The 260-nt window shown below is 55.0% G+C and carries 1 protein-coding gene; it reads left to right on the top strand.

The genetic code is table 11. The features are described 5' to 3' along the window. A partial coding sequence (locus SB679_RS25010; protein WP_410705007.1) for a hypothetical protein occupies positions 1-260 on the top strand: 260 nt, incomplete at both ends.

Raw genomic sequence — 260 nt, forward strand, 5'->3', positions numbered from 1 at the left:
CTCCGAGTACCCATTCCAAACAGCGGCAGTGGGGGTTGAGGAAATGGTCCTTATCCATCCCAAAAGATCAGTGCTTCCTGAGCGCAGCCAGGATGCGCTCAGGTCCCTGCTCTCCGGTTACCGTTTCGTCCTATTCGATAACCCTGTTCTGACACACCATGCCGCCATCACAACCTCGCTGATAGATACCTACGGGTTGACTCGGTTCCACGTCGTTGATGGCTACCGCACCATGCTTTCCCTAATCCGCCTAGGCGAAT

This window comes from Chryseobacterium sp. SIMBA_029 (assembly GCF_046535275.1).
In the GTDB taxonomy this organism is placed as follows: Bacteria; Bacteroidota; Bacteroidia; order Flavobacteriales; family Weeksellaceae; genus Chryseobacterium.